This window comes from Pseudomonas brassicacearum (assembly GCF_003732225.1).
Taxonomy (GTDB): Bacteria; Pseudomonadota; Gammaproteobacteria; order Pseudomonadales; family Pseudomonadaceae; genus Aquipseudomonas; species Aquipseudomonas brassicacearum_E.
In genome coordinates, this window is record NZ_MOBJ01000012.1 from 1 (window position 1) to 23,899 (window position 23,899).

Here is a 23,899-nt window from a genome sequence, read left to right on the forward strand (position 1 = left end):
ATTTTCTAGGAAGCCCGGCGTGGACTCAAATGCTTAAGTGAACAGCATTACCCGCACATGGCGGGGTATTTTTGTGTTCAACGGTTAAGCCTTACAGCCCGTCGAGCATCGCTTTGTTACGCACAGCGCCCTTGTCGGCGCTGGTCGCCAGCAAGGCGTAGGCTTTCAATGCGGTGGTCACTTTACGTGGACGCACTTCAACCGGTTTCCAGCCTTTCTTGTCCTGTTCGACGCGGCGCGCAGCCAGTTCTTCGTCGCTGACCAACAGGTTGATCGAGCGATTTGGAATGTCGATCAACACCTTGTCGCCATCCCGTACCAGGCCGATTGCACCGCCGGCGGCGGCTTCTGGCGAAGCGTGGCCGATGGACAAACCCGAGGTGCCGCCGGAGAAGCGACCGTCGGTGAGCAAGGCGCAGGCTTTGCCCAGGCCTTTGGATTTCAGGTAGGACGTCGGGTAGAGCATTTCCTGCATGCCCGGGCCGCCTTTCGGACCTTCATAGCGAATGATGACGATATCGCCTTCTTTCACTTCATCGGCAAGGATGCCGCGCACGGCGCTGTCCTGGCTTTCGAAGATTTTTGCGTTGCCTTCGAAGACGTGGATCGACTCGTCGACGCCCGCGGTTTTCACCACACAGCCGTCCAGGGCGATGTTGCCGTACAGCACGGCCAGGCCGCCTTCTTGCGAGTAAGCGTGTTCGACACTGCGGATGCAGCCGTTTTCACGGTCGTCGTCGAGGGTTTCCCAACGGGTCGACTGACTGAACGCGGTCTGGGTCGGGATGCCTGCAGGACCGGCCTTGAAGAAGTGGTGAACCGCTTCGTCGTTGGTCTGGGTGATGTCCCACTTGGCAATACCTTCGGCCATGGTCTTGCTGTGCACGGTCGGCAGGTCGGTGTGCAGCAAACCGCCGCGGGCCAGCGAGCCGAGGATGCTGAAGATCCCGCCAGCGCGATGCACGTCTTCCATGTGGTACTTCTGGATGTTCGGCGCGACTTTGCACAGTTGCGGAACGTGACGCGAAAGACGGTCGATGTCCTTCAGGTCGAAATCGATCTCGGCTTCCTGAGCGGCGGCCAGCAAGTGCAGGATGGTGTTGGTCGAGCCGCCCATGGCGATGTCCAGCGTCATGGCGTTTTCGAACGCCTTGAAGTTGGCGATGTTGCGCGGCAACACCGATTCATCATTCTCGCCGTAGTAGCGTTTGCACAGCTCGACGATGGTGCGGCCGGCTTGCAGGAACAGCTGTTCACGGTCGCTGTGGGTGGCCAGTGTCGAACCGTTGCCTGGCAGTGCCAGACCGAGGGCTTCGACCAGGCAGTTCATCGAGTTGGCGGTGAACATGCCGGAGCACGAGCCGCAGGTCGGGCAGGCGCTACGCTCGTACTCGGCGACTTTCTCGTCAGATGCGCTGGAGTCGGCGGCGATTACCATGGCGTCGACCAGGTCGAGGCCGTGGCTGGCGAGTTTGGTCTTGCCGGCTTCCATCGGGCCACCGGAGACGAAGATCACCGGGATGTTCAGGCGCAGGGAGGCCATCAGCATGCCGGGGGTGATCTTGTCGCAGTTGGAGATGCACACGATGGCGTCGGCGCAGTGGGCGTTGACCATGTACTCGACGGAGTCGGCGATGATCTCGCGGCTCGGCAGCGAATAAAGCATGCCGTCGTGGCCCATGGCGATGCCGTCATCGACCGCGATGGTGTTGAATTCCTTGGCGACACCGCCAGCGCGTTCGATCTCGCGGGCGACCAGTTGGCCGAGGTCCTTGAGGTGGACATGGCCCGGTACGAATTGGGTGAACGAGTTGGCAATGGCGATGATCGGTTTCTTGAAGTCGTCATCTTTCATCCCCGTAGCGCGCCACAGTGCGCGGGCGCCGGCCATGTTGCGGCCGTGGGTGGATGTTTTCGAGCGGTAATCAGGCATGGAGCACTCCGGGCGGCAAATCAGGTATCAAAAGGGGAGTGAGCTTCTATTGACCTCGGGAACACTCAGAAATGGCCGTGTGTCCGAAAGTTGCCGATGACTTTGCGGGATCGCCGCGCGCCTCAGCCTGAGCTCATAAACCCGCCGGGGGATGACTGGCGATGAATCGTTCGATTCTACACCGCTGGCGTCAGGAAGGAATGCCGGGAAACGTTGAACCAGGGCTGGCGAGACGTGTGGGATGACAACTGGCAGCTTGCAGGCGGGCGCGGGGCCCTTTTGAGTCTGTTGTAGGAGCGAGCTGGTTCGCTCCTACAAGCAGGGAGCTATCAGCTGTTAGGCAACAACCGGCAAGTAATGCTCTTGATGTAGCGGGTTTCAGCGATAGCCGGGTGCACCGGGTGATCCGGACCCTGACCGCCACGTTCCAGCAGCTGGATGTTGCGGTCCAGATGGCGGGCGCTGGTCAGCAGGATGTTCTGCAGATCGTCTTCAGGCAGGTGCATCGAGCACGAAGCGCTGATCAGGATGCCATCCTTGCTGAGCAGGCGCATGGCTTGCTCGTTCAGACGACGGTAGGCGCCTTCGCCGTTCTTCAGGTCTTTCTTGCGCTTGATGAAGGCTGGCGGATCAGCAACGATCACGTCGAAACGCTCTTCGCTGGCTTTCAGCTCTTTCAGGGCTTCGAACACGTCGCCTTCGATGCAGGTCATTTTGTCGGCGAAACCGTTGAGTGCGGCGTTGCGCTCGACACCGTCGAGGGCGAAGGCCGAAGCGTCGACGCAGAACACTTCACTGGCACCGAAAGCGGCAGCTTGCACGCCCCAGCCGCCGATGTAGCTGTACAGGTCGAGTACGCGTTTGCCTTTGGCATAAGGTGCCAGGCGCGCGCGGTTCATGCGGTGGTCGTAGAACCAGCCGGTTTTCTGTCCCTGGATGACTGGCGCTTCGAACTTCACGCCGTTCTCTTCCAGGGCAACCCACTCCGGCACCAGGCCGAATACGGTTTCGACGTAGCGGTTGAGGCCTTCGGCGTCGCGTGCGGCGGAGTCATTCTTGAACAGAATGCCGCTTGGCTTGAGCACTTGGGTCAGCGCGGCGATCACGTCGTCTTTATGGGCTTCCATGGTCGCCGAAGCGATCTGCACCACCAGGATGTCGCCGAAACGGTCGACCACCAGGCCTGGCAGCAGGTCGGAGTCGCCGTAGACCAGGCGGTAGAACGGCTTGTCGAACAGGCGATCGCGCAGGGACAGCGCAACATTGATGCGGTGCACCAGCAGCGACTTGTCGAGCGGCAACTTGATGTCACGCGACAGCAGGCGAGCGCAGATCAGGTTGTTCGGGCTCATGGCGACGATGCCCAGCGGTTTGCCGCCGGCAGCTTCGAGAATCGCTTGATCGCCAGCCTTGAAGCCGTGCAGTGGGGTGGCGGCTACATCGATTTCGTTGCTGTAGACCCACAGGTGGCCGTTTCGCAGGCGACGGTCGGCGTTGGCTTTGAGGCGCAGGCTTGGCAGGGACATGACGTCGCTCCAGGTGAAAAAAAGAGCGGGAGTATAGCGCGTTGCGCCAGCAGAGAGCTTCGCGGCAGATGAAACACCTGATTCTGCTCAATGACTCGAAAATCACACTGTTTCCGTGGGAGCTGCCGAAGGCTGCGATCTTTTTATCAAGTTCAAAATCAGAAGATCGCAGCCTTCGGCAGCTCCTACGGTGTCAGGCGATGCTTTTTAAGGGTTAGAATCGCCCCTTGGCCCAGAGTGAGTACTTATGTCCCAAGAGCTATCTTCCGAACAGATTCAACAGGCCCTGCAAGGCATCAGCGTGCCGCCTCAGCCGCAAATCATGGTGGATTTGCAGATGGAGCAGTACATGCCGGACCCGGACCTGGAAGTGATCGCGAAGTTGATCTCCCAGGACCCGGGCCTCTCTGGCGCCTTGTTGAAGATCGTCAACTCGCCGTATTACGGGCTGAGCAACAAGATCGCCTCGATCCAGCGCGCGGTGAACCTGCTGGGCAGTCGCTCGGTCATCAACCTGATCAACGCGCAGTCGATCAAGGGCGAGATGAATGACGACACCATCGTTGTCCTGAACCGATTCTGGGACACCGCCCAGGATGTGGCGATGACCAGCCTGAGTCTGGCCAAACGCATTGGCTCGCAAGCGGTGGATGAGGCTTATGCATTGGGCCTGTTCCACGATTGCGGCGTGCCGTTGATGCTCAAGCGCTTCCCCAACTATATGTCGGTGCTGGAAGAGGCCTACGCCAGTGCAAGCGCCGAATGCCGGGTGGTTGATACCGAGAACCGCGTACTCAATACCAACCACGCGGTGGTCGGTTACTACACCGCGAAATCCTGGCGCCTGCCGGAGCATGTGACCGACGCGATCGCCAATCACCACAATGCGTTGGCGATTTTCAGCGACGAGTCGTCGCGCAACAGCCAGTTGAAAAACCTGCTGGCGATCCTGAAGATGGCCGAACACATCTGCGCCTCGTATCGTGTCCTGGGCAATCAGACCGAAGATCACGAGTGGAACAATGTCGGGCACCTGGTGCTCGATTATGTCGGCCTCTCGGACTACGACTTCGAGAACCTCAAACAGACGATTCGCGAGCTCGGCGCTCACCATTGAGTGTCGGACCCTTCCTTGATCCGAGTGCGCCATGCCTGAACTGCCAGAAGTCGAAACCACCCGTCGCGGTATTGCCCCGTTCCTTGAGGGCCAGCGCGTCAGTCGCGTGATCGTGCGGGACCGGCGTCTGCGCTGGCCGATCCCCGAGGACCTCGATGTGCGCCTGTCCGGGCAGCGCATTGTGCTGGTGGAGCGACGTGCCAAGTATTTGCTGATCAACGCCGAAGTCGGCACCTTGATCAGCCATTTGGGCATGTCGGGGAATTTGCGTCTGGTGGAAGTCGGCTTGCCGGCGCTCAAGCACGAGCATGTGGACATCGAGCTTGAGTCTGGCCTGGCGCTGCGATACACCGATCCGCGACGTTTTGGCGCGATGCTCTGGAGCCTTGATCCGCTGAATCACGAACTGCTGGTTCGCCTGGGGCCGGAGCCGCTGACTGATCTGTTCGATGGCGAGCGGCTTTTCCAGCTGTCACGCGGGCGTTCGATGGCGGTCAAACCGTTCATCATGGACAACGCGGTGGTGGTGGGGGTTGGCAACATTTATGCGACCGAAGCGCTGTTTGCTGCCGGGATCGACCCGCGCCGTGAAGCCAAGGGGATTTCCCGGGCGCGCTATCTGAAGCTGGCGATCGAGATCAAACGCATTCTGGCCGCCGCTATCGAGCGCGGCGGCACCACGCTGCGCGATTTTATTGGCGGTGACGGCCAGCCGGGCTACTTCCAGCAAGAGCTGTTCGTGTACGGCCGTGGCGGTGAGCAGTGCAAGGTCTGTGGCACTGAGTTGCGGGAAGTTCGCCTTGGGCAGCGCGCCAGCGTCTTTTGCCCACGTTGTCAGAGCTGAGAATTCCCACGGTCTATAGTTAGTGGTCTGACTGCCTAGCCGAAGGACCGTGCCATGACGTTGACCCAAACTCTTGCTGCCGCGCTGCTCTTGAGCATCGGCTTATCTGCCCAGGCGTCTGAAGGCGGCAGCGGCGACCCCAGTTACAGCATCCACAACCCACCGGCATACGCGATGATCGGCGATTTGTTGATCGCCCGTCCTTTGCTGGTGGTGGCGACGGTGATCGGTGCCGGGGTGTTTGTCGTGTCCTTGCCGTTTACCGCGCTGGGTGGCGGGGTAGGCGATGCGGGACAGGCGTTGGTGGTCGATCCGGCGAAAGCGGCGTTCGTCCGTTGCCTGGGGTGTGTCGGGGAGGGTTTCGAGCAGCAGTGAATTAGCTGGCTCAGCGGTGTGGCTGATGGCCCTATCGCGAGCAAGCTCGCTCCCACATTTGATCTTTGGTGTTCACAAATAGTGTGTTCACAGCAGATCTATGTGGGAGCGAGCTTGCTCGCGATGGCGTCCTTATGGACACCGAATAATCAGGCCTTGCCGGTAAGCTTGCGGTACTTCTCCATCAACTGCTCTTCAGTCTCTGGGTGCGCTTCGTCCAGCGGAATGCAATCCACCGGGCAAACCTGCTGGCACTGTGGTTCGTCGTAGTGACCGACGCACTGGGTGCAGAGGTTCGGGTCGATCACATAGATCTCTTCGCCCTGGGAGATGGCGGCGTTCGGACACTCGGGTTCGCAGACGTCGCAGTTGATGCAATCGTCGGTGATGATCAGGGACATTGGGACTGACTCCTGCCGGGGTAGTCTGCCCAGGCATCTGAAAACTAATGCGCACAATTGTGCCGCATTGGCGCCCGCAGTGCACGCGGGAGCGATGGGCTGCAAAAGATCGTCCGAACGCGGCCCGAACCTTCGGCAGCTCCTACTTTTTGAAGCGCTGGGTCAGCGCGTCGGCCACGACAGGGTGGACGAACTTGGTGATATCGCCGCCCAGGGCTGCAATTTCACGGACCAGCGTCGAAGAAATGAACGAATAGCGCTCGGACGGCGTAAGAAACAGGCTTTCCACGTCCGGGGCCAACTGGCGGTTCATGTTGGCTAGTTGGAATTCGTATTCGAAATCCGATACCGCACGCAGGCCACGCAGGAACACATTGGCATTCTGCTCTTTGGCGAAATGCGCCAGCAACGTCGAAAAGCCGACGACTTCGACGTTCGGCAAATGTTTAGTGACCTCGCGGGCCAGCTCCACACGCTGTTCCAGGGGGAATAGCGGGTTTTTCTTCGGGCTGGCGGCGACGGCGATGATCACGTGATCGAACAGGCGCGAGGCGCGTTCGACCAGATCGCCATGGCCCTTGGTAATAGGGTCGAAGGTACCTGGGTACAACACTCGGTTCATCGCGTCGTCCTGGCGGGAGTCCGTTGGGGAGTCGGATGGTATCGCAGCATTCCCGGTCGGCCAAGTCGCCTTTGGGGTAAGAAAGCACTATAGACGGTGCGTATTATGTGTTTTTTCATGGTTTTTTTAAACGCATCGCCAGCGCTGTCGCCAGTTGCGCGGTCAGTCCGTAGACCGACAATTGCGGGTTGGCGCCAATGCTGGTGGGGAACAGCGAACCATCATGGATCGACAGATTACTCAGCTGATGATGACGGCCGAGGCTGTCAGTGACGGCATGTTTTGGGTCTTCACCCATGGCACATCCGCCCATCACATGAGCGCTGCCCAGTCGTGTGCGGTACAGCTCAAGACTCAGTCCATCGATAAGCGTGCGGGCCTCGGCGAGGGTTTTCACGTAGCGCGCATCGGCGTGCATCGGCATCACGGCGTTGGCACCGCCGGCGAACTGAATCTCGGCCATGCTGTGAAACGCCCGGCGTAGCCCATCCCAGGCATAGGCTGAAACCTGATAGTCGAGCACCGGCGTGCCATCGCCGCGCAACTCGACGCTGCCGCCGGGGCTGTCCGGGTGAAAACCGTCGCGCAGCAGCGCCAGCATCGCGTGGGTGTGCGGTAGCTGCTGCATGTGCTGGGCGTTGTCTTTGCCAAAACCTCCGAGCAGGGTCGCGGCCAGCGCCGGGTGTAGTGGCGGCACTTCAAGCTTGTAGGACATTTTGCCGGTGGTGCCGTCCAGCCACTGAAAGTGGTCGGAGTAGATCGACTGCGGCGCACCGTAGAACGGGTTGATCACTTCGTCGAACAGCCCGGCAGAGATGTTCACCAGGTGCAGGAAGGTCCGCTTGCCAAGGCGTTCATGGGGATCGGGGGCTTTGGAACGCAGCAACAACGCCGGGCTGTTGATGCCACCGCCGGCCAGCACGTAATGCCGCGCCCTGACGGTAATGCGGCGCCCGGTCGGCGCCACGCAACGCTCGTCCATTGCCACACAATGCAGGCCGGTGATCTTGTCGTCCTTGATCAGCAGTTGTTCGGCGCGGGCGAGGTAGAGCAACTCGCCACCTTTTTCCAGGGTCGCGGGAATGGTCGTGACCATCATTGATTGTTTGGCGTTGGTCGGGCAGCCCATGCCGCAGTAGCCGAGATTCCAGCAGCCGCGCACGTTACGCGGGATCACGTGCCAGCTATAGCCGAGCTGTTCACAGCCTTTTTTGATCACGTCGTTGTTGGCGTTGGGCGGCACCCTCCACGGGGCGACACCGAGGCGCTGTTCCATTTTTTCGAACCAGGGCGCCATTTCCGCCGGGCTGTGGCCCTTGACCTCATGTTCCCTGGCCCAGTGTTCGAGGGTCGGTTCGGGGGTGCGAAAGCTTGAGGTCCAGTTGATCAACGTCGTGCCACCGACCGCGCGACCTTGCAGGATGGTGATCGCGCCGTCCTTGCTCATGCGACCGATGCCTTCCTGATAAAGGCTGGAATAGGCCTGGTCTTCGAGCATCTTGAAGTCGCTGCTGGTCTTGAGCGGGCCTTCTTCGATCAGTAGGACTTTGTAGCCGGCAGCGCTGAGAATTTCGGCGGTGGTGCCACCGCCAGCGCCGCTGCCGATGATCGCAATGTCGGCTTCCAGCGTCAGATCATTGGCCAGTTGCGAGCCGTTATAGGTTTTCCAGCCACGGGCCAGGCCTTCGCGGAACGGATCGGGTACGGGCATCTCGGGCTCTCTTTTTGTTATGGATAGTGTGGTCGCCGTCGTAGGAGCTGGCGAAGCCTGCGATCTTTTGATCTTGATTCTGTGGTGCCTGCAAAATCGCCAACAGATCGCAGCCTGCGGCAGCTACTACGGGTGGTTGCGACGGTCTAAACCGTCGGCGGCCCCGGATACCCGCAATGTGCCCATGATTCGGCGCGGCTGTACCAGGCCATCATCACCAGTTGCAGAATCGAGCTGTGACCCATGCGCAACAGGCTTAGCGAACTGTTTTGCCAGCGCTGGAGGAACTGGCGGATGTCATCGCCACTGGCGTTTTCCCAACTGCCCCAGATTCCGGTCAGTGGTCCGCGAGTGACGGTCATGCCGAGCACATCGAACAGTTGCTGGGTCAGCTTGAGCATTTCCGGCGACAGGTGGTTGAGGCCATTGTCCAGCGATTGCAGGGTGCCCTCGAGGGCGGCCGGGAGTTTCTCGACGGCCACGGCACCACTGAGCATCACCGGGATCAACGCCCGCAAAAATGGCAGGTCACTGCTGCGCAAAATCGCGAAACCACTGGCCGGGCTGCTGGCCGAGCACCCACTGAGGCTGGCGCCAAGGCCGGCGGTAGTCAGGAAGGCCGTGGCGCAGAGACTGAATTTGAGCAGGCCGCGCCGTGACAGCGCGGGGGATTCGGACAGGCTTGGGTTCATTATTGTTATTACCCGGTAATGAGCTGTCAGCGGATGAACAGCTTCTGGATCAGCTTCTGGATCGACTTGCCGTACGGCGGATAAATCAGCTTCGCCGCGTTGAAGCGCTGCTTGATCAGCACGCCTTTGGCTTTGCTGAACGTCAGGAAACCTTCATGACCGTGGTAATGGCCCATGCCCGAAGCACCGATGCCACCAAACGGCATGTCGTCCTGCGCGACGTGCAGCAAGGTGTCGTTCAGGCATACGCCGCCGGAATGGGTTTCGTTGAGGACGCGGTTTTGTTCAGCCTTGTTGTAGCCGAAGAAGTACAACGCCAGCGGACGTGGCCGCTGGTTGATGTAGGCAAACGCCTGGTCCAGATTTTTGTAAGGCACGATCGGCAGCACCGGGCCGAAGATTTCATCCTGCATCACGATCATCTCGTCACTGACATTCAGCAGCAGGCTGTGGCTCATGCGCCGGCCCTGATCCTGTTCGAACATCGGGATCAGCAGCGCGCCCTTGCTGGTGGCGTCGCTGAGGTAGCTGTGCAGCCGCGCCAATTGGCGTTCATTGATGATGGCGGTGTAGTCCGGGTTGTCCGCGAGTGTCGGGTAAAACCCGCGAACCGCCTGGCGATAGGCTTCGACGAAGGAGCCGACCCGCTCTTCCGGCACCAGCACGTAGTCCGGCGCGACACAGGTTTGTCCGGCGTTCAGGGTTTTACCGAAGGCAATGCGTTCGGCGGCGTCCTTGAGCGGTACATCGTGGGAAACGATGGCCGGAGATTTGCCGCCCAACTCCAATGTTACGGGCGTCAGGTTCTCGGCTGCCGCGCGCATCACATGTTTACCGATGCTGGTGGCGCCGGTGAACAGCAGGTGGTCGAACGGCAGTTTGGAGAAGGCCATGCCGACCTCGGCTTCACCCAGCACCACGCACACCAGATCTTCGGGAAAGACTTTGGCCAGCAGGTTCTTGAGCAGTTGCCCGGTGGCCGGCGTGGATTCGCTGAGCTTGAGCATCACCCGGTTGCCCGCCGACAACGCGCCGACCAATGGGCCGATGGCCAGGTACAGCGGGTAGTTCCAAGGCACGATGACCCCGACCACGCCCAATGGCTGATAAACCACCTTGGCCGCAGCCGGCTGAAAGGCGATTCCTACCTTGCGCGGTGACGCTTTCATCCAGCTTTTGAGGTGTTTGCTGGCGTAATGAATGCCGTGCAGGCTCGGCATCAGCTCGGCGAGCAGGGTTTCATCGGCGCTGCGGTTGCTGAAGTCCTGGCTGATCGCGTCGATCAGGGCCTGGCGCTCGTCGCTCAGCAGGTCGCGTAATGCCTTGAGCCATTGCTGACGTTGCGCAGCCGGCGGCATCGGATGGGCCGCGTAGGCCTGACGCTGGGCGGCAAACAGATCGTGAAGCTCACTCAATGGCTGTTGGGAGCTTTGCAGGTAGGCAATGTCGGCGGGCATGGTAGCTCCGGTTTTTTTTTGGATGAGGAAGTTTTTAGAGTCTATGCTCTAGAAAGTCAAATGACATCCTCGGGAAGCGATGATTTATCCGTCAGCGGATAGGTCGTAAGATGCCCGGCAACGCACTGAAGAATTAAAGCTCAAGCCATGGCCCCACGAATAAAAACCAGCGAGCGCATCGTGCAGAACAGCCTGGAGCTGTTCAATCAACAGGGCGAACGCAGCATCAGCACCAACCATATCGCCGCGCACATGGAGATTTCTCCAGGCAACCTGTACTACCACTTCCCCAACAAGCAGGCGATCATCGCCGTGTTGTTCAGTGAGTATGAAGCCCTGGTAGAGAGCTTCCTGCGCCCGCCCCAGGGCCGCGCCGCGACCGTTGAAGACAAGCGCTTCTACTTGCAGGAGCTGCTGGCCGCCATGTGGCGTTACCGGTTCTTGCACCGCGACCTCGAGCACTTGCTCGACAACGATGTGGAATTGGCCGCTCGATACCGGCGCTTTTCCCAACGCTGCCTGATCCAGGGCACGGCGATTTACGCAGGCTTCGTCGAGGCCGGCATTCTGTGCATGGACAAGGTCCAGATCGAATCCCTGACGCTCAACGCCTGGATCATCCTCACGTCCTGGGTGCGGTTTCTGTGCACCACGCGGGAAAATTCCAACCACCTCAGCGAGCAAGCCATTAAACGCGGCGTGTATCAGGTGCTGGTGCTGGAAGCAGGATTCGTCACGGAGCAAGCGCGTGAGGCGGTCAATGGCTTGTTCGAGGAGTTTTACGTGCCGTTGGCCCAGGCTCTGGAAGAAGTGCAGTAGGATCGACCAGAGACTTAATCACAGGAGCCCGCCATGCCCATTGCGCAACTGATCAGCCCGAACGCCCTGGACCAGAAAAAAGACCAGGCCGGGTTGGTGATTCTGGATTGTCGTTTTGCCCTGGAAGACCCGGATTACGGTCATCGCAGCTATGCCCAGGGGCATATCGAGGGTGCCTCGTTTGCGGATCTCGAACATGACCTCAGCGGGCCCGTGGTCAAGGGTGTCACCGGTCGTCATCCATTGCCGACGCCGCACCATTTGATTGAGCGCATGCAGGATTGGGGCATCAGCAACAACAGTGAAGTCGTTTTGTATGACGACGGCCCCGGCATGTATGCCGCGCGGGCCTGGTGGTTGCTGGCGTGGCTGGGCAAGCGCGACGGCGTGTTCATTCTCGATGGCGGCCTCAAGGCCTGGCACGCGGCTGGCCTGCCGCTGAGCCTTGATACCCCGGCAATCCCCCGTGGCTCCTTTAGCGGTGCGCCGGACCACACCTTGTTAGTGAGTGCCGAGAAACTGCAACAGCGCCTCGGTCAACCGACGCTGACCTTGCTCGATGCCCGAGGCCTGCCGCGTTTTCGTGGCGAGGTCGAGCCGATTGACCCAGTTGCCGGGCACATTCCCGGCGCGCAATGCGCGGCTTTCACGGACAACCTGGGTGCCGACGGGCGCTTTCTTCCCGCCGATCAGCTCAAGCAGCGTTTTGCGGCGAAACTGGGTGATCGCTCGCCGACTGAACTGGTGGCGTATTGCGGCTCGGGCGTGACCGCTTGCCACAACCTGTTTGCATTGTGCCTGGCCGGTTATCCGTTGGCCTCGCTGTATGCCGGATCGTGGAGCGAATGGATTACTGATCCTGCGCGGGGCGTCGCCACCGGCGAGTAGTCACCACAAGTTCCTGTGGGAGCGAGCTTGCTCGCGATGGCGGACGGTCAGTTAACATCATTGTTGAATCTGACGGCCTCATCGCGAGCAAGCTCGCTCCCACATGGGTATTAGGGTGCTTTTTAGGTTTCACCGCAGTCGGGCACTGCGATACGCCCCCGGCCCTACGCCATAAACCTTCTTGAACTGCCGACTCAGATGGCTCTGGTCGGCAAAACCCAATTGGCTGGCCACTTCCAGCGGCAGGCAACCTTCCTGCAATAACGCACGGGCCTGGGCGATGCGTTGCTGCATCAGCCAGGTGTGCGGCGGCATGCCGGTGGCGTGGCGAAATACGCGGGCGAAGTGAAAGGGCGAAAGGTTCACCGCAGTGGCCAGTTCTTCCAGCGAGGGTGGCGCGGCGAGTTGTGCCTGCATCAACTCCTTGGCCCGAGCGATGGCCCGGTGTTCCTGGCCGGGTTGACCGGGCGTTGCTACCGCGGCGTGGCGTTGCAGCAACGACAACATCATTTCCCGCCACACGGTCTGCTGTTGCAGCGCACTGGCCGGGCTTTCCAGCAAGCGGTGCAATTGGCAGAAGCCGCTCACCAGATCCGGGTCGCGATACAGTGTCGCACCAAAGGCTGGCAAGTGATGGGCAGGCAGCTCAAGTTCGTCCAGCAACGAAAGAATTTGCTGATTGTCGGGATAAAACGCCCGGTACAACCAACCATCTTCCGTGCCTTTGTGGCCGGTGTGCAGCTCGTCCGGATTGATCACCACCAGGGTTCCGCTGCCGGCCAGATGTTCGGCGCCGCGATAGCGGTAGCGTTGAGCGCCAGCCATGATCATGCCGATAACGTACCCGTCATGCACATGGGGTACGAAGCGTTGCTCGATGTAGCGCGCAGACAGCAGCTCGACGCCGGCCAGGGGGGCCGTTTGCCAGAAATGGATCGACTCGCCCGGGGTGGCTTCCATGGCCTTACTCGCGACCTGTGTTGGCCAGCCAGGCCGGGATGCGCCGTTCCAGGTAGTAGCCGGGGTTGCGGAACGTGCCGTCGACGAAGCCGACGTGCCCGCCCTTGGCCTGCAATTCGAACTGTGTGCTGCCCGACAACTCGCTGGCTTGCGGCAAGCTGTGGAGGAAGACGAAAGGATCGTCAGCCGCGTGAATGATCAGCGTCGGCGTACGGATTTCACCGAGAAAGTAGCGGCTGGAGGCGCGGCGATAGTAGTCCTGAGCGTCCATGAAACCGTTCAGTGGTGCGGTCACCCGGCCATCGAAGTCCCAGAACGTGCGCAGGTTTTCCAGTGAGCCGAGTTTGGCCAGGGTTTCCAGGCCCTCGTGGTGGCCGTCGCGCAGAAACTGTTGTTGCTTGTTCTTGATGTAGGCGAGCATTTCGCGCATGAAGTGCGCTTGATAGATCCTGGAAAAGCCTTGATCGATGCGGTCGGCGCACTGATCCAGCCGGAAGGGTACCGAAACCGCCACTGCGCCCTGCAGCTGACTGTCACTGCCGGTTTCTCCCAGGTGCTTGAGCAATACGTTGCCGCCCAGTGAATAGCCGACTGCGTACAGCGGTGCCAAGGGGCGTGTCGCTCGCAGGTGGTTGATCGCTGCGGCAAGGTCTTCGCTGGCGCCGGAGTGATAGCTGCGCGGCAACAGATTCGGTTCGCCTGAACAACCGCGCCAGTTCAGCGCCACGCTGGCCCAGCCGTGGGTGGAGAGGGCTTTTTGCAGGCCGGCGACATAGGGTGAGTTTGAAGAACCGGTCAAACCGTGCAGCACCAGCACCAAGGGCGCATTGGCGATATGCGGTCCATGCCAGTCGAGGTCGAGGAAGTCACCGTCGTCGAGCCACAGGCGTTCGCGTTGTCGATCCAGATGTGTGGTTTTGCGCCACAGCGGTCCCCACAAGGTTTGCAGGTGCGGGTTGCCGAGGCCGAAGGCAGGGGTGAAACGATCTGGCGGTGTAGACACGGTTGTTCTCGATGCAGCGGTGCGTCACCGGGGCTGTTGACCCCAGGCACGCACCTTGTTCAGGCCGGTGGATTAACCGGCGATCTCTGCCGTACGGTGCCACAACGCGTAGTAGACCCGCCCGGATTTTTGCTCCCGGTGCAGGCGCCAGCCCCCTGGCAGACCGAGGGTCGATGGCGCTGTTTCACTTTCAGTGTAGATCCATGCGTCGTCGGCCAGCCATTGGCGTTCTTCGAGCAGCGCGCAAACAGCAGGCAGCAAGTTCTGGTTGAACGGCGGATCGAGGAATACCAGGTCGTAGGCGATCGCTGGCTGGGTTTCCAGATAGCGCAAGGCGTCGGCAGTCTGCACCTGGCCGACGGTGCAGCGCAGCGTTCCCAAATGCTCTTTCAGGCTGGAAACTGCCAGGCTGCTGGCATCCAGCGCCTGGCCCATGGCGGCGCCACGCGACAGTGCTTCGAGAAACAACGCGCCGCTGCCGGCAAACGGGTCGAGCACCTTGGCTCCGGCAACGTACGGCGCGAGCCAGTTGAACAGGGTTTCACGCACGCGGTCGGGCGTCGGGCGCAAGCCTGGGGCGTCCGGGAAGCTCAGGCGACGGCTGCGCCATTCACCGCCGATGATGCGCAATTGGTTCACGCCGTTGTGGACGTTATGAACAGGTTTTTTAGGACGCGATGGACTGGCCATTAATGCTCCGGAACCCCGAGCGGCTGCTCGGAAGGTTTGTCAGTTGGGGCCGGTAACGGCTGTTGCGGCACGGTCGGGCCAGCAGAAACGATGACCATTTTGTCCGTGCTCAGGTGTTTGTTCATTGCTGCGGTGACCTGTTCGACGGTCAGGTTCTGGGACTGCTGCATGAAGTCTTCGAGGTAGCTCAGCGGCAAATTATAGAAACCCATGGCACCCAGTTGGCCGACGATATCGGCATTGCTGGCGGTGGACAGCGGGAAGCTGCCGGCCAGCTCACGCTTGGCGTCGTCGAGTTCTTTCTGGGTCGGGCCGGTTTTAAGGTAATCGGCGAGCACGTCCTGCACCAGTTTGAGTGTGCCTTCGCTCATTTCGGCGCGGGTTTGCAGGTTGATCATGAACGGCCCGCGGACCTGCATCGGCGTGAAGCCCGAGTAGACGCCATAGGTCAGGCCACGTTTCTCGCGCACTTCACTCATCAGTCGGGTGCCGAAGCCACCGCCGCCGAGGATCTGGTTGCCCAGGGAGACGGCCGCGTAGTCTGGATCGTCACGGTCGATGCCCAGTTGCGCGAGCATCAGGTTGGTCTGTTTGGACGGAAACTCGATGTGGCCGATGCTGGCTTTTGGCTCAGCCGGTTGTTCGATTTTCGCCAGCGCCGGACCTTTAGGCAGTGCGGCGGAAACCTGTGCGGCAATCGCTTCGGCTTCGCTGCGCGACAAGTCGCCCACCAGTGCAATCACTACGTTGCCCGCGGCGTAGGCTTTTTCGTGGAAGGCCCGCAGTTGCGCCACGCTAATCGGCGGGACACTTTGCGCGTTGCCGTCGCTCGAATGCGCATACGGATGATTACCGTACAGGCGCTTCATCAGCTCCAGGCTCGCCAGTTTGCCGGGGTTCTGCTTCTGGTATTCGAAACCTGCGAGCAACTGGTTCTTGATTCGCGCCAGCGAGTCGGTCGGGAACGTCGGTTTGCCAACCACTTCAGCGAACAGGTTCAGGGCAGGTGTGCGTTTATCCACAGCGCTCAGGCTGCGCAACGAGGCAACGGCCATGTCTTTGTAGGCACCGTTGTTGAAGTCTGCGCCCAGTCCTTCGAAACCTTCAGCGATCTTGCCGACATCTTTACCGGCGATGCCTTCGTTGAGCATCGCGTTGGTCAACACAGCCAGACCCGGTTTGTCACCGTCCTGGCTGCTGCCAGCGGCGAAGATCAGGCGCATGTCGAACATCGGTAGCTCAGGGGCTGCGACGAACAGCACCTTGGAGCCTTCAGCGGTTTTCCAGGTTTGCACGTCCAGCGTGCGGTGGCTCGGCGCTTTACCGTCGAGTTCGGTCAGTGATTGCAGCTTTTTGCTGGCCTTGGCCTGGTCGAGGGCTTCGCTGGCGTTGGTCTCGGTCGAACGGCTGAAGTAAAAGCCGAGCGAGGCGGCCAGTGCGACGAGTACCAGGCCGATCAGGACCAGGCGTGGTTTTTTACTCTCACTCATGAGCGGTTTCCTCGGGCAGTGGCAGTACATGCGCAACGCTGAGACGTTCGCGAGTGAAATAGGTGCGGGCGGCTTTCTGGATGTCTTCCGGGGTCACGCTTTGCAGCTCGGCGAGTTCGGTGTCCATCAGTTTCCACGACAAGCCAACGGTTTCCAACTGACCAATGGCAGTGGCCTGGCTGGTGATCGAGTCACGCTCGTAGACCAGGCCGGCGATCACTTGCGCGCGTACGCGTTCAACTTCATCAGCCGACGGCGCGGTGGTTTTCAGCTGTTCGAGCAGTTTCCACAGACCAGCTTCGGCCTGGGCCATGGTTTTGTGTTTCTGGGTGTTCGGCGATGCCGACAAGGTAAACAGGCTGTCACCGCGGGTGTAGGCGTCGTAGCTCGACGAGCCGCCGGAGACCAGCTCTTCGCCGCGCTCCAGTTGCGCCGGAATGCGCGCGCTGTAGCCGCCATCAAGCAACGCTGCAATCAACCGCAGGGCATTGACCGAGCGCTTGTCTTGCGCGGTGGCGATGCTCGGCACATTGAAGGCCAGCATCAGGCTCGGCAGTTGCGTCTGTACATGCAAGGTGATCTGGCGCTCGCCGGGTTCGGCCAGTTCCCGCGGAATCTTCGCCGGTGGTATGTCGCGTTTCGGGATCGCCCCGAAGTAACGTTGAGCCAGGGCTTTGACTTCGTCCGGGGTCACGTCACCGACCACCACCAGCGTGGCGTTATTCGGCACATACCAGGACTTGTACCAGTGGCGCAGTTCTTCGACCTTCATGCGGTCAAGGTCAGCCATCCAGCCGATGGTCGGCGTGTGATAGCCACTGGCCGGGTAGGCCATGGCCTTGAAGCGCTCGTAAGCCTTGGCCATCGGCTTGTCGTCGGTGCGCATGCGGCGCTCTTCCTTGATCACTTCAATCTCGCGGCTGAACTCGTCGGCCGGCAGGCGCAGGTTGGCCATGCGATCGGCTTCAAGTTCAAAAGCCACGCCCAGGCGATCGCGGGCCAGCACCTGGTAATACGCGGTGTAGTCGTCACTGGTGAAGGCGTTCTCTTCGGCGCCGAGGTCGCGCAGGATCAACGACGCTTCGCCAGGGCCAACTTTCTCGCTGCCCTTGAACATCATGTGTTCCAGGGCGTGGGACAAACCGGTTTGGCCCGGGGTTTCGTAGCTGGAGCCAACCTTGTACCAAACCTGGGAAACCACCACGGGCGCCCGATGATCCTCGCGCACGACGACCTTGAGGCCATTGTCGAGGGTGAATTCGTGGGTCGGTTGAGGGTCGGCAGCCAAAGCTGAGAGGGGCAGACAAACTGTGCTGAGCAGCAGGCCAGCAGCGCGGCGGGCTAGAGCATTCATTCGTTTTTAAACCTGTTGGGCTGCCCGCTAGGTCTTAGCGTCAGCGGGCTAGAGGGTGCTAGGATAACGGTCCGTTTTACTGGCGGCCACGCCTATCAGGCTTTTGTGCTTGATCGGGTTGTATGGGTTCACGGCGGAAAGCCACTGTTTATCAGCTAAACTCCGTTTTTTCGCCGATTTTGCCAGTTCAGTCCTTCGTAAAAATCGATCCTTGAGGTGCTGTTGAGCACTTCGACAAAATGTTGCGCGTGAACAAGCTGGGTGAAACGCAGTCTGTTCTGCATCGAATATTTATTTGCCGAGGCGCCATTGGCGCGTCGCTACCGTGAGATAGCCGTCCTCCATGTTTGGTTCCAACGACGACAAGAAGACCCCAGCTGCGGCTGGCGAGAAGAAAAGCCTGTTCGGATGGCTGCGCAAAAAGCCGCAGGAGCCCGTCGTCGAACAGCCACAGCCGCTTCCCGAGGTTGCGCCTGAGCCGGTAATAGATGGTGCGCAAGCGCCGGCCCCCGTCGTAGTGCCGCTAGCCGAGCCGGTATTGCAACCGGCTGTCGAGCCACAACCTGCGCCAGTGGCAGAGTTACCGAGTACGCTGGAAGTCACGCACACACCGTGGTTGACGCTGCCGGTGGCTGAAGAGCCGGTAGCTCTTGTCGAAGACGAACTGGCGCCGCATGTCACGCCACCGATTCCTGCGCCGACAGTGGTCCAGCAAGCTGTAGAGCTGCTGGTGGTCGAACCGGCGCCAGTCATCGAACCGGCGGCTGAACAGCTGATAGTTGATGAGCCTGATCTGCCTCAGCCGGTGATTGCGGCATTTGTCATGCCAGAACCTGCTCCAGAACCTGTGCCTGCCCCAGCGCCGACACCCGTCGTCGCGGCACCGGTAACGCCGCCAGCGCCGGTTGCACCGGTCGTTCCGGTTGCGGCTCCGGTTGCAGCCGAACCGGCTCGCACCGAAGAAACCAAAGCCGGCTTCTTTGCCCGCCTCAAGCAAGGCCTGTCGAAAACCAGCGCCAGCATTGGCGAGGGTATGGCCAGCCTGTTCCTCGGCAAGAAGATCATCGATGACGAACTGCTCGAAGACATCGAAACCCGTCTGTTGACCGCAGACGTCGGCGTCGAAGCGACGTCGGTGATCATCCAGAGCCTGACCCAGAAGGTCGCGCGCAAGCAGCTGGCCGACGCCGATGCACTGTACAAATCCTTGCAGGCCGAGCTGGCCAACATGCTCAAGCCTGTCGAGCAGCCGCTGAAAATCACCTCGCAGAACAAGCCGTTCGTGATTCTGGTGGTCGGCGTCAACGGTGCCGGCAAAACCACCACCATCGGTAAATTGGCGAAGAAGCTGCAACTCGAAGGCAAAAAAGTCATGCTCGCGGCCGGCGACACCTTCCGCGCCGCAGCGGTCGAGCAGTTGCAGGTCTGGGGCGAACGCAACAAGATCCCGGTGATTGCTCAGCACACCGGTGCCGACTCGGCTTCGGTTATTTTCGATGCCGTGCAGGCCGCCAAGGCCCGTGGCATTGACGTGTTGATCGCCGACACCGCCGGTCGCCTGCACACCAAAGACAACTTGATGGAGGAACTGAAAAAGGTTCGCCGGGTCATCAGCAAGCTCGACGCCGACGCACCGCATGAAGTGCTGCTGGTGCTCGATGCGGGTACTGGCCAGAACGCCATCAACCAGGCCAAGCAATTCAACCAGACGGTCGAACTGACCGGCCTGGCCCTGACCAAACTCGATGGCACGGCCAAAGGCGGGGTGATTTTCGCCCTGGCCAAGCAGTTTGGTCTGCCGATTCGCTACATCGGTGTCGGTGAAGGCATCGATGACTTGCGTACCTTTGAAGCAGAACCCTTTGTCCAGGCACTCTTTGCCGAGCGGGAGCGTTAATGATTCGTTTCGAACAGGTCGGTAAGCGCTATCCGAACGGTCACGTCGGCTTGCATGAGCTGAGCTTTCGAGTCCGTCGGGGCGAGTTCTTGTTTGTCACCGGCCACTCCGGCGCCGGTAAAAGTACCTTGCTGCGGCTATTGCTGGCCATGGAACGTCCAACCACCGGCAAACTGCTGTTGGCCGGGCAGGACCTGGCCACCATCAGCAACGCGCAGATCCCGTACTTGCGCCGGCAGATCGGTGTGGTCTTCCAGAACCACCAGTTGCTGTTCGACCGTACGGTGTTCAACAACGTCGCCTTGCCGTTGCAGATTCTTGGCCTGTCCAAGGCTGAAATCGCCAAGCGCGTGGATTCGGCCCTGGAGCGCGTGGCGCTCTCGGACAAGACCGATCTCTACCCGGGCGACCTGTCCACCGGTCAGCAACAGCGCGTCGGTATCGCCCGCGCCATCGTCCATCGCCCGGCCTTGCTGCTGGCGGACGAGCCGACCGGTAACCTCGACCCGCGTCTGGCGGCAGAAATCATGGGCGTCTTCGAAGACATCAACCGTCTGGGCACTAGCGTGCTGATAGCCAGTCACGACCTGGCGCTGATCGCCCGCATGCGTCATCGCATGCTGACCTTGCAACGTGGCCGATTGATTGGCGACGGGGAGGCCGGGGTATGAGTGCAACACGCAGTCCGAAGGTTTCCGAGCGCGTGGCCCCGAAGGCCGCCGATCCGCAACCACAGAAGAAAAAACGCGACGAAGACGACGGCCCGGACTTCAGCACCTTGCTGCGCGCCTGGATCGAAAGCCACCGCGCCAGCTTGCTGGACAGCCTGCGACGTCTGGGCAAGCAGCCGATCGGCAGCTTCTTCACCTGCCTGGTGATGGCCGTTGCCCTGAGCTTGCCGATGGGCCTGTCATTGCTGCTGAACAACGTCGAGCGTCTGGGCGGCTCCTGGCAGCGTGCGGCGCAGATCTCGCTGTACCTGCAACTCGACGCCAGCGCCAACGAAGGCGAACAGCTGCGCGAGCAGATCAAAGGCTTGCCGGGCGTGGCCGATGCCGAGTACATCAGCCGCGAACAGGCGCTGGAAGAGTTCCAGCAGCAGTCCGGTCTGGGCGAGGCGCTCAAGGAGTTGCCGCAGAATCCGTTGCCTGGCGTGGTGCTGGTCACCCCGAACGAAGTCGACAAAGCGACCCTTGAAGCATTAAGACAAAAACTTTCCGAACTGCCAAAGGTACAACAGGCGCAACTTGATCTAGTCTGGGTCGAGCGTTTGGCGGCCATCCTCAAGCTGGGCGAGCGGTTTGTCTTCGGTCTGACCGTGCTTCTGGTTTCTGCATTACTTTTGGTGATAGGCAATACCATTCGTCTTCATATTGAAAACCGCCGCACCGAGATAGAAGTGATTAAACTCGTCGGCGGCACTGACAGCTATGTGCGTAGGCCTTTTCTGTACATGGGCGCGCTTTATGGCTTCGGTGCGGGGATTCTTTCCTGGGGTGTTCTGGCGTTTGGCCTGAACTGGCTGAACGATGCAGTGGTTGGGCTGGCCGGCTTGTATGGCAGTAATTTCGCGTTGGCCGGGGTGCCGGTTGCCGATGGTCTGTCACTCTTGCTAGGCGCAGTGCTGTTGGGGTATATCGGTGCTTGGATTGCGGTAGCGCGCCATTTGAGAGAGCTCGCACCGAAGTAGTGTCTTTTTGCTTGTATGACCTTTCAGCGTGTAGGGGAACTTGTCCTTCGGTTCCCGGTCAATTTTCGCAGTGCTGAACTGCACGAGTTATGTAAGTCGGAGGTTTTTTCGTATGACCACTTCTTTGCAACCTGCTTATGCTCTAGTCCCAGGCGCGAACCTGGAGGCTTATGTGCACACGGTGAACAGCATTCCATTGCTGACACCGGAGCAGGAGCGTGAACTGGCCGAGAGTCTCTACTATGAGCAGGATTTGGGGGCGGCTCGGCAGATGGTGCTCGCCCACCTGCGTTTTGTTGTACATATTGCCCGTAGCTATTCCGGCTACGGCCTGGCCCAGGCTGACCTGATTCAGGAAGGCAACGTTGGCCTGATGAAAGCGGTCAAGCGCTTCAACCCGGAAATGGGCGTGCGTCTGGTGTCCTTTGCAGTGCACTGGATCAAGGCTGAAATCCACGAATTCATCCTGCGCAACTGGCGCATCGTCAAGGTCGCCACGACCAAGGCCCAGCGCAAACTGTTCTTTAACCTGCGCAGCCAGAAAAAACGTCTGGCGTGGTTGAACAACGAGGAAGTCCATCGCGTGGCTGAAAGCCTCGGCGTAGAGCCGCGGGAAGTGCGCGAGATGGAAAGTCGCCTGACCGGCCATGACATGGCCTTCGACCCGGCCGCGGAAGCGGACGACGACAGCGCTTTCCAGTCGCCGGCCAACTATCTGGAAGACCACCGGTACGACCCGGCCCGTCAACTGGAAGATGCCGACTGGACCGACAACTCAACCAGCAACCTGCACGAAGCGCTGGAAGTACTGGACGACCGCAGCCGTGACATCCTCTACCAGCGCTGGCTGGCAGAAGAAAAAGCCACGCTGCACGACCTGGCGCAGAAGTACAACGTGTCGGCCGAGCGTATCCGTCAGCTCGAAAAGAGCGCGATGAACAAGCTCAAGCTGTCGATTGCTGCTTAAGCTGCAACGCAATAAGAAACGCCCCGATCATTGATCGGGGCGTTTTTGTTTGTGCCCGATAATCCTGCCTCCCACCGGCCCCGGTGGGAGCGAGCTTGCTCGCGATGACGTCGGGTCAGTCGATATGAGTACTGAATGATCAACCGCTATCGCGAGCAAGCTCGCTCCCACAGTGGATCTTCAGTGCTGCTGGAATTGTGATCGACTATTGGGCCCAAGGCGCCCGGCGCGAAGCGTTGAGCCCTATCAGATAGCTGTCGCCACCCAACTGGCTCATCTGCTGCCGAATCCAGCTCGCGCGTCGCAATACATAAGGGCTCGGATGGCCGGCGCTCCAGACCCGTGGGTTTGGCAGCACAGCGGCCAGTAAACTGGCCTGCTGACGGCTCAGCGAGCGGGCGCTGACGCCAAAGTGATGCCGGGCAGCCGCTTCGGCGCCAAACACCCCGTCATCCCATTCCACGCTATTGAGGTACACCTCAAGTATTCGCTGCTTGGGCCAGAACACTTCGATCAGTCCGGTAAACCAGGCTTCCAGGCCCTTGCGCAGCCAGCTGCGACCGGACCACAGGAACAGGTTCTTCGAGACTTGCTGGCTCAGGGTGCTGGCGCCACGGATCGAACCGCCGAGTTCGTTGTGCGCCAGAGCAGCCTGAATCGCGCCGAAGTCAAAACCCCAGTGCTCGGGGAATTTCTGGTCCTCGCCAGCCATCACCGCGACTTTCAAGTCGTCGGAGATGTTTTCCCACGGCTGCCAATTGCGCTGCACGTCGATAGGCTCGCCATCGACCCAGGATTCGATCTTGCGCTCAACCATCAGTGCTGTCCCCGGAGGCGGAACGACACGAAACACCAGCACCAGCAACACGCTGCCAACCGCGAACCAGAGCAGGGCTTTTGTGAAGCGGCGGAACATTAAACGCAGCATAGAGATGGCTTGGCCGAACCTGTCGAGCGGGCCATTATACAGACCCTGCCCGATGATTCTGACTGGAGTTCCTCATGCTGCGTGGCTTTCTGATGCTGGCCGCTTTTTTCGGATTCACCGGCGTGGGACTGGGCGCGTTTGCCGCCCATGGCCTGAAAGACCGCCTGAGTGCCGAATACCTGGCGATTTTCCACACCGGCGTCACCTACCAACTGGTGCATACCCTGGCGCTGCTGGGCATAGCACTGCTGGCCACGCAAATTCCAGGACGTTTGATCACCTGGGCCGGCGTATCATTTGCTATCGGCATCCTGCTGTTTTCCGGCAGCCTTTACCTGCTGACCCTGACCGGTGTCAGCAAGCTTGGCATCGTTACGCCGTTCGGCGGATTGGCATTCCTCGTGGGCTGGCTGTGCCTGGGGATTGCCGCCTGGCGCTTGAGCTGACCCCTACGGGTCCATTTCAAGACGAATGGCTTGGGTCGACCTGACTGATCGGGCTAGAATGCTGGCCCCTAAAAACGATGGCGGCATTC

The 23,899-nt window shown here is 60.2% G+C and carries 23 protein-coding genes; 10 read left to right on the forward strand and 13 right to left on the reverse strand.

Annotated elements, in window-relative coordinates:
- Positions 1 to 91 precede the first annotated feature (91 nt).
- On the reverse strand, positions 92 to 1,933 hold the full coding sequence (gene ilvD, locus BK659_RS18350) for a dihydroxy-acid dehydratase (protein WP_123426405.1): 1,842 nt from the start codon (positions 1,931 to 1,933) through the stop codon (positions 92 to 94).
- 329 nt (positions 1,934 to 2,262) lie between these two features.
- On the reverse strand, positions 2,263 to 3,459 hold the full coding sequence (locus BK659_RS18355) for a class I SAM-dependent rRNA methyltransferase (RefSeq protein ID WP_123426406.1): 1,197 nt from the start codon (positions 3,457 to 3,459) through the stop codon (positions 2,263 to 2,265).
- 301 nt (positions 3,460 to 3,760) lie between these two features.
- Here BK659_RS18355 and BK659_RS18360 point away from each other — a divergent pair, with 301 nt between their 5' ends.
- The 3 genes from BK659_RS18360 to BK659_RS18370 are packed head-to-tail and all read left to right on the forward strand — an operon-like array spanning position 3,761 to position 5,795.
- Positions 3,761 to 4,576: an HDOD domain-containing protein gene (locus tag BK659_RS18360; RefSeq protein WP_185015412.1), complete on the forward strand. Its 816-nt coding sequence runs from the start codon at positions 3,761 to 3,763 to the stop codon at positions 4,574 to 4,576.
- Positions 4,577 to 4,607: 31 nt separating this feature from the next.
- Positions 4,608 to 5,420, forward strand: coding sequence for a bifunctional DNA-formamidopyrimidine glycosylase/DNA-(apurinic or apyrimidinic site) lyase (gene mutM / locus BK659_RS18365; protein WP_123426408.1), 813 nt, complete (start codon positions 4,608 to 4,610; stop codon positions 5,418 to 5,420).
- Between the two features lie 54 nt (positions 5,421 to 5,474).
- Positions 5,475 to 5,795 carry a multidrug transporter gene (locus BK659_RS18370; RefSeq protein ID WP_123426409.1) on the forward strand — a complete coding sequence of 107 codons (321 nt, stop codon included), beginning with the start codon at positions 5,475 to 5,477 and terminating at the stop codon, positions 5,793 to 5,795.
- A gap of 149 nt (positions 5,796 to 5,944) precedes the next feature.
- Here the strand turns inward: BK659_RS18370 and BK659_RS18375 are convergent, their stop codons facing one another.
- From BK659_RS18375 to BK659_RS18395, 5 genes are all read right to left on the reverse strand, one after another.
- Complete coding sequence (locus BK659_RS18375) at positions 5,945 to 6,196, reverse strand: YfhL family 4Fe-4S dicluster ferredoxin (RefSeq protein WP_008150569.1); 252 nt, start codon at positions 6,194 to 6,196, stop codon at positions 5,945 to 5,947.
- A gap of 142 nt (positions 6,197 to 6,338) precedes the next feature.
- Positions 6,339 to 6,818: a pantetheine-phosphate adenylyltransferase gene (coaD, locus tag BK659_RS18380; protein WP_123426410.1), complete on the reverse strand. Its 480-nt coding sequence runs from the start codon at positions 6,816 to 6,818 to the stop codon at positions 6,339 to 6,341.
- Positions 6,819 to 6,933: 115 nt separating this feature from the next.
- The gene (locus BK659_RS18385; protein WP_123426411.1) at positions 6,934 to 8,529 is read right to left on the reverse strand and encodes a GMC family oxidoreductase; all 1,596 of its coding nucleotides are present in this window, start codon (positions 8,527 to 8,529) and stop codon (positions 6,934 to 6,936) included.
- A gap of 146 nt (positions 8,530 to 8,675) precedes the next feature.
- The gene (locus BK659_RS18390; protein ID WP_123426412.1) at positions 8,676 to 9,221 is read right to left on the reverse strand and encodes a twin-arginine translocation pathway signal protein; all 546 of its coding nucleotides are present in this window, start codon (positions 9,219 to 9,221) and stop codon (positions 8,676 to 8,678) included.
- Between the two features lie 26 nt (positions 9,222 to 9,247).
- Positions 9,248 to 10,678 carry a coniferyl aldehyde dehydrogenase gene (locus BK659_RS18395; protein WP_123426413.1) on the reverse strand — a complete coding sequence of 477 codons (1,431 nt, stop codon included), beginning with the start codon at positions 10,676 to 10,678 and terminating at the stop codon, positions 9,248 to 9,250.
- A gap of 147 nt (positions 10,679 to 10,825) precedes the next feature.
- Between BK659_RS18395 and BK659_RS18400 the strand changes: the two genes are divergently transcribed.
- Positions 10,826 to 11,497, forward strand: a complete 672-nt coding sequence (locus BK659_RS18400; protein ID WP_123426414.1) for a TetR/AcrR family transcriptional regulator — start codon at positions 10,826 to 10,828, stop codon at positions 11,495 to 11,497.
- Positions 11,498 to 11,530: 33 nt separating this feature from the next.
- A complete protein-coding gene (locus tag BK659_RS18405) occupies positions 11,531 to 12,385 on the forward strand; it encodes a sulfurtransferase (protein WP_123426415.1) in 855 nt (284 codons plus the stop codon).
- A 129-nt stretch (positions 12,386 to 12,514) separates the two neighbouring features.
- Here the strand turns inward: BK659_RS18405 and BK659_RS18410 are convergent, their stop codons facing one another.
- The 5 genes from BK659_RS18410 to BK659_RS18430 all read right to left on the reverse strand — a co-directional run bounded on the left by BK659_RS18410 (position 12,515) and on the right by BK659_RS18430 (position 17,882).
- Positions 12,515 to 13,345 carry an AraC family transcriptional regulator gene (locus BK659_RS18410; RefSeq protein ID WP_123426416.1) on the reverse strand — a complete coding sequence of 277 codons (831 nt, stop codon included), beginning with the start codon at positions 13,343 to 13,345 and terminating at the stop codon, positions 12,515 to 12,517.
- Between the two features lie 4 nt (positions 13,346 to 13,349).
- Positions 13,350 to 14,348, reverse strand: coding sequence for a hydrolase (locus BK659_RS18415; protein ID WP_123426417.1), 999 nt, complete (start codon positions 14,346 to 14,348; stop codon positions 13,350 to 13,352).
- A 72-nt stretch (positions 14,349 to 14,420) separates the two neighbouring features.
- Positions 14,421 to 15,038: a 16S rRNA (guanine(966)-N(2))-methyltransferase RsmD gene (gene rsmD, locus BK659_RS18420; RefSeq protein ID WP_123426418.1), complete on the reverse strand. Its 618-nt coding sequence runs from the start codon at positions 15,036 to 15,038 to the stop codon at positions 14,421 to 14,423.
- On the reverse strand, positions 15,038 to 16,528 hold the full coding sequence (locus BK659_RS18425) for a M16 family metallopeptidase (RefSeq protein WP_123426419.1): 1,491 nt from the start codon (positions 16,526 to 16,528) through the stop codon (positions 15,038 to 15,040). Before BK659_RS18425 ends, rsmD begins: the two co-directional genes overlap by 1 nt.
- Entirely contained in the window at positions 16,521 to 17,882 is a 1,362-nt protein-coding gene (locus BK659_RS18430) for a M16 family metallopeptidase (RefSeq protein ID WP_123426420.1), read from the reverse strand. The genes BK659_RS18425 and BK659_RS18430 overlap by 8 nt, the downstream gene beginning before the upstream one ends.
- 343 nt (positions 17,883 to 18,225) lie before the next feature.
- On the opposite strand from BK659_RS18430, the gene ftsY reads away from it, so the two are divergent.
- The 4 genes from ftsY (at position 18,226) to rpoH (ending at position 22,436) form a co-directional block, all read left to right on the forward strand.
- Positions 18,226 to 19,779 (forward strand): signal recognition particle-docking protein FtsY, encoded by a 1,554-nt coding sequence (gene ftsY, locus BK659_RS18435; RefSeq protein WP_123426421.1) that lies wholly within the window; start codon positions 18,226 to 18,228, stop codon positions 19,777 to 19,779.
- Entirely contained in the window at positions 19,779 to 20,450 is a 672-nt protein-coding gene (ftsE, locus tag BK659_RS18440; RefSeq protein ID WP_019694097.1) for a cell division ATP-binding protein FtsE, read from the forward strand. The genes ftsY and ftsE overlap by 1 nt, the downstream gene beginning before the upstream one ends.
- Positions 20,447 to 21,469: a permease-like cell division protein FtsX gene (gene ftsX, locus BK659_RS18445; RefSeq protein ID WP_123426422.1), complete on the forward strand. Its 1,023-nt coding sequence runs from the start codon at positions 20,447 to 20,449 to the stop codon at positions 21,467 to 21,469. Before ftsE ends, ftsX begins: the two co-directional genes overlap by 4 nt.
- 112 nt (positions 21,470 to 21,581) lie before the next feature.
- A complete protein-coding gene (gene rpoH / locus BK659_RS18450; RefSeq protein ID WP_123426423.1) occupies positions 21,582 to 22,436 on the forward strand; it encodes an RNA polymerase sigma factor RpoH in 855 nt (284 codons plus the stop codon).
- Between the two features lie 205 nt (positions 22,437 to 22,641).
- Here rpoH and mtgA read toward each other — a convergent pair whose 3' ends face one another.
- Positions 22,642 to 23,364 carry a monofunctional biosynthetic peptidoglycan transglycosylase gene (mtgA, locus tag BK659_RS18455; protein WP_123426424.1) on the reverse strand — a complete coding sequence of 241 codons (723 nt, stop codon included), beginning with the start codon at positions 23,362 to 23,364 and terminating at the stop codon, positions 22,642 to 22,644.
- A 74-nt stretch (positions 23,365 to 23,438) separates the two neighbouring features.
- Between mtgA and BK659_RS18460 the strand changes: the two genes are divergently transcribed.
- Positions 23,439 to 23,810, forward strand: a complete 372-nt coding sequence (locus BK659_RS18460; protein ID WP_123426425.1) for a DUF423 domain-containing protein — start codon at positions 23,439 to 23,441, stop codon at positions 23,808 to 23,810.
- The last annotated feature ends 89 nt before the right edge of the window (positions 23,811 to 23,899 follow it).

What these genes read in the sequence shown, in the direction of transcription:
- ilvD (WP_123426405.1), bottom strand. Translation starts at nt 1,933, where the DNA reads ATGCCTGATTACCGCTCGAAAACATCCACCCACGGCCGCAACATGGCC.
- BK659_RS18355 (WP_123426406.1), bottom strand. Translation starts at nt 3,459, where the DNA reads ATGTCCCTGCCAAGCCTGCGCCTCAAAGCCAACGCCGACCGTCGCCTG.
- mutM (WP_123426408.1), top strand. Translation starts at nt 4,608, where the DNA reads ATGCCTGAACTGCCAGAAGTCGAAACCACCCGTCGCGGTATTGCCCCG.
- BK659_RS18370 (WP_123426409.1), top strand. Translation starts at nt 5,475, where the DNA reads ATGACGTTGACCCAAACTCTTGCTGCCGCGCTGCTCTTGAGCATCGGC.
- BK659_RS18375 (WP_008150569.1), bottom strand. Translation starts at nt 6,196, where the DNA reads ATGTCCCTGATCATCACCGACGATTGCATCAACTGCGACGTCTGCGAA.
- coaD (WP_123426410.1), bottom strand. Translation starts at nt 6,818, where the DNA reads ATGAACCGAGTGTTGTACCCAGGTACCTTCGACCCTATTACCAAGGGC.
- BK659_RS18385 (WP_123426411.1), bottom strand. Translation starts at nt 8,529, where the DNA reads ATGCCCGTACCCGATCCGTTCCGCGAAGGCCTGGCCCGTGGCTGGAAA.
- BK659_RS18390 (WP_123426412.1), bottom strand. Translation starts at nt 9,221, where the DNA reads ATGAACCCAAGCCTGTCCGAATCCCCCGCGCTGTCACGGCGCGGCCTG.
- BK659_RS18395 (WP_123426413.1), bottom strand. Translation starts at nt 10,678, where the DNA reads ATGCCCGCCGACATTGCCTACCTGCAAAGCTCCCAACAGCCATTGAGT.
- BK659_RS18400 (WP_123426414.1), top strand. Translation starts at nt 10,826, where the DNA reads ATGGCCCCACGAATAAAAACCAGCGAGCGCATCGTGCAGAACAGCCTG.
- BK659_RS18405 (WP_123426415.1), top strand. Translation starts at nt 11,531, where the DNA reads ATGCCCATTGCGCAACTGATCAGCCCGAACGCCCTGGACCAGAAAAAA.
- BK659_RS18410 (WP_123426416.1), bottom strand. Translation starts at nt 13,345, where the DNA reads ATGGAAGCCACCCCGGGCGAGTCGATCCATTTCTGGCAAACGGCCCCC.
- rsmD (WP_123426418.1), bottom strand. Translation starts at nt 15,038, where the DNA reads ATGGCCAGTCCATCGCGTCCTAAAAAACCTGTTCATAACGTCCACAAC.
- BK659_RS18425 (WP_123426419.1), bottom strand. Translation starts at nt 16,528, where the DNA reads ATGAGTGAGAGTAAAAAACCACGCCTGGTCCTGATCGGCCTGGTACTC.
- BK659_RS18430 (WP_123426420.1), bottom strand. Translation starts at nt 17,882, where the DNA reads ATGAATGCTCTAGCCCGCCGCGCTGCTGGCCTGCTGCTCAGCACAGTT.
- ftsY (WP_123426421.1), top strand. Translation starts at nt 18,226, where the DNA reads ATGTTTGGTTCCAACGACGACAAGAAGACCCCAGCTGCGGCTGGCGAG.
- ftsE (WP_019694097.1), top strand. Translation starts at nt 19,779, where the DNA reads ATGATTCGTTTCGAACAGGTCGGTAAGCGCTATCCGAACGGTCACGTC.
- ftsX (WP_123426422.1), top strand. Translation starts at nt 20,447, where the DNA reads ATGAGTGCAACACGCAGTCCGAAGGTTTCCGAGCGCGTGGCCCCGAAG.
- rpoH (WP_123426423.1), top strand. Translation starts at nt 21,582, where the DNA reads ATGACCACTTCTTTGCAACCTGCTTATGCTCTAGTCCCAGGCGCGAAC.
- mtgA (WP_123426424.1), bottom strand. Translation starts at nt 23,364, where the DNA reads ATGCTGCGTTTAATGTTCCGCCGCTTCACAAAAGCCCTGCTCTGGTTC.
- BK659_RS18460 (WP_123426425.1), top strand. Translation starts at nt 23,439, where the DNA reads ATGCTGCGTGGCTTTCTGATGCTGGCCGCTTTTTTCGGATTCACCGGC.